The 3,611-nt window shown below is 41.3% G+C and carries 1 protein-coding gene; it reads right to left on the bottom strand.

All coding sequences use genetic code 11. The features are described from left to right. Positions 1 to 371: 371 nt before the first annotated feature. Complete coding sequence (locus AB4238_RS13670; protein WP_372033923.1) at positions 372 to 3,224, bottom strand: TonB-dependent receptor; 2,853 nt, start codon at positions 3,222 to 3,224, stop codon at positions 372 to 374. Positions 3,225 to 3,611: the final 387 nt, after the last annotated feature.

The raw sequence follows: 3,611 nt of genomic DNA, 5'->3' as shown, positions 1-3,611 counted from the left end.
ATAAACGCGTCTCTTTTGGCAGTAACTGAAAATCCTGCTGCATTTGCAGTAAGAAATCACAGCCTAGCAAAGCGATACCACGGTAAAAATCACTATTTTCATGGCTCAGCGCTAGCTCAAAACAGCTCGAAAACTTCAAGCATCGACAGTTAAAAAACCTTCACCCCATTAGCTTAATCGAAAAGTATTATTGCTATAGTGGAGTGATGATTGCTAACGGCTTTTCACTTTAAGAAGCTAGTCTAGTAGTACTGTAACAACCTAAAGCCACTTTTATTTATACCTTCTTTGTCACTACAAAATAAAAGTCAGCCTAAAACGACTGACTTTCCATTTATATCATTACTAAGTCATACAATGATTTCTTAGTGCTAGAAACTGTAGGTAACACCAGCGTAGTAGCTACGGCCCAGTAGAGAGTAACCAATTCTTGTTCCCCAGTTAGTATATGGATGATCGACCCACTTTTCATCCATCACGTTATTAACACCAGCATAAACATTTAAATCTTCCATCACATCATATCCTAACCACAAATTATGCACGATTGAGTCGTCAACGTCTGCATTTTCATAACGTTCAGGGTTAAGATCGAGCTCAACTGGTCCACCTTGAGAGTACTCGGTTGTCCAACGTACGACAAGATCACTCACCGAGTAAGTAGCCCTAAAGTTACCTCTCCACTCTGGCGCGCCTATTTTACCAAGAGAGTCTGTTTTAAGCGGTGTGCCTTCAACGTAATCATAGGAAGTAAATGACTTTTCTAACTGGTGAGTGGCAGCTAAATTAAAATGTAACTCTCCAGCCCAGTCAAAACGTCGTTCGAAATCAAATAAGTAATCCACCTCTATATCAATACCACGGCGACGAGACTCATCTGAGTTCAAAAAGGTGTCATTAACAGCGATAATGTCGCCATTAGCCGCTCGGTTGACTTGTTGGCAGAAATCATTATTAATTGACTCTAGATCGACACAGTTAGACATTACACTGCTAGGGCCGAATCGACCTATCATGTCTTCGAGTTGGATATCATAATAATCAACTGAAAGTCTAAAGTCATCGATAAAGGTCGGCTGGAATACTACACCAACGGTGAGTGTGTTCGCTTTCTCTTCCTCTAAATCAGGGTTACCAGCACTTACGACTTTACCTTTTTTCCCTTTAACGTTAGAGTCCCATCCGTCTTGAATTCCTAAAGCTTGACAGTTAGCTTTTCGTCTTCCATCCGCTGGTCCACCATCGATCTCATCTGCATCACAAGGATCGGTTACATCTTGAAAGCCTATCGACATGCCGCCTAACATTTCAGCAAGTTGTGGTGCTCTTACTGCTTCTGAATAACTAGCTCTAAAACGAATATCATCAGTAACTGCCCAGTTAGCGGCAAGCTTCGAACTTGTAAAACTAGCGGATTCAGTCGAATAATCAGCATATCGAAGCGCAGCTTCAAACTCTAAGTCTTTCACTAAAAACACATCACTCAAAACAGGAATTAAAACCTCACCGTAGACTTCTTTAATGGTGCGGTTAGCATCCATACTCGTCATAAAAGAGCTCAGTAAGTTATTGCTCCATAAAAATGATGGCTTATAGTCTATGCTTTCGTACCGGACGTCAACACCTGTCGTTACCTGCACCATACCAGCTGGAAGCTCAAACAATTCACCGTTCACGTTGGCTGCAAAACCATGGGCAACAACATCAGTGTAAGTAATATGATCTGCGAGAATATAATCGGCTACTGCGCCTGAAATTGGTTCAAATGGGTTATAGTCAGGACATGTTCCAGCGTCAACACATGGACCAACTAGCCTTAAATTTTCGCTGTCAAAACGATCTTTTCTTAAGGCGTTTGTCTGCTCAAGTTCAGTAGCCGTAAAGCCACTTGTCAAGTAAGCATCCCAAGACCAGTTGTCATTAATATCACCTTCAAAGGTGACACTAGCAGCAAAGTAATTACGATCATTGCTATGCCCACGCCCACGCCCATTTTCATCTCTAAATACTTGTGGAAGCGAGACCCAATAGTCATTGTTAGCAGCCATTATGTCTGTTACTGCGCCTGGCACATCATATCCAGAAGCAATTAATGAGTCTAAGCTATGATAGCTTTCCCAAACAAAAGCGGGATCAATTTGATCTTCTGAAGATGTTTTTGAATACATCACGTCTGCAGCCATGCTAAACGAATCAAATTCATAGCCAAAACGCGCGTAAGCATTAATACGATCGTACGGGTTACGTGATTGAGCATCAACAAGCGGAGAAAAACCACTGCCATCATTCGCTAACCAGCCGCCTTCAATTGTATTTGCAGCCGGCGTTCGGAGCGTTGCATTTCCGCCCGATAATTGATACCAATCTTCATCACCTGCAACACCATTCCACATACCGAACATTTGTTGATCGCCACCAAACCAAGGGAATGTTAACCCACGGGCGATAATTTTGTCGTAAATTCCATCATTAGGTCCAGTGTTAGCTGGATTGTTAATGTAACGGCTAGTATTAGCTGAACCTGGGCGGTCTGCAAAAAGCAGCTCTTCTTGTTTAAAGTAATCTAAAGAGACGCTAAAATTGCCTCGACCTTCATCGAAGTTCATACCGTGAACTAGAGTCGCAGACTGAGTTGCACCTCCACCGGCCTCACTATCACCAAGCTGGGCACGAACAGTCGTTCCTTCAAAGTCTTTTTTAAGAATGAAGTTAACAACACCTGCTACTGCATCAGAGCCGTAAACAGCTGAACCACCACCACTTACAACTTCAATTCTTTCCACTAATTCTGACGGGATAATCCCAATATCGGTATATAGCATATTGCTATCGGAAGCAATTGGAACTGGACGTTTGCCATTAATTAAGGTCAACGTGCGAGTAGCCCCCAAATCGCGTAGATCTGGGGCATTAATACCAGAGTTACCAAATGAGTAGTTACCACTTGTTGAATCAAAGCCCTTACCAAACTGAGGCATAGAAGTTAACACTTCATTCAAGTTCAAATCACCAGTCATCTTAATCGTTTCGGCACTAATGACTGTTGTTGGCGAAGGTGCATCAAATGTGGTACGTGTAAGTCGGGAACCCGTTACCTCAATACGCTCAACCTCGTTTGCATCTTCCTTAGTCGCATCAACTTCTTCTGCTGCGAAAGCAGTATTGAAAGCACCTATTGCTAGAATGCATGCAATGCTGCTACATATTTTTGTTTTTTTGAACACTTTTAACTCCTTGAAAGCTTCTTATTATTCATTTTTTATCATCATTCTTACTGAATGCCATTATTATATACAATATATCAACAACAATATCCAACACAAAATAAACACTATGATTACTTTTCACCACAAAACTTAACCTTTATCCAAAGGGGGAGAGCATTAAAATGGGAAAAGGGAGCGTCAAAGCATTAATTAAACTAATGGATTAAATGGTTGTAAGGGTTGCTAAAAGCTTGATGTGTTGAAAGTTCAACCATGCAAAATGACAAGTGAATTCAAAACTGCAGATTAAATAGTAGTGTTCAAAGTTCTGTGTCATTTCAGTAGAATATCCAAAACAGGAATGACACATGACCCAGCCATTTGACTTTGACCAAGCCCTTAAAG

This window comes from Shewanella sp. 10N.286.45.A1 (genome assembly GCF_041470405.1).
Taxonomy (GTDB): Bacteria; Pseudomonadota; Gammaproteobacteria; order Enterobacterales; family Shewanellaceae; genus Shewanella.
The sequence above is the reverse complement of the archived record's forward strand: the minus strand, read 5'-3'. Positions and strand labels throughout refer to the sequence as shown.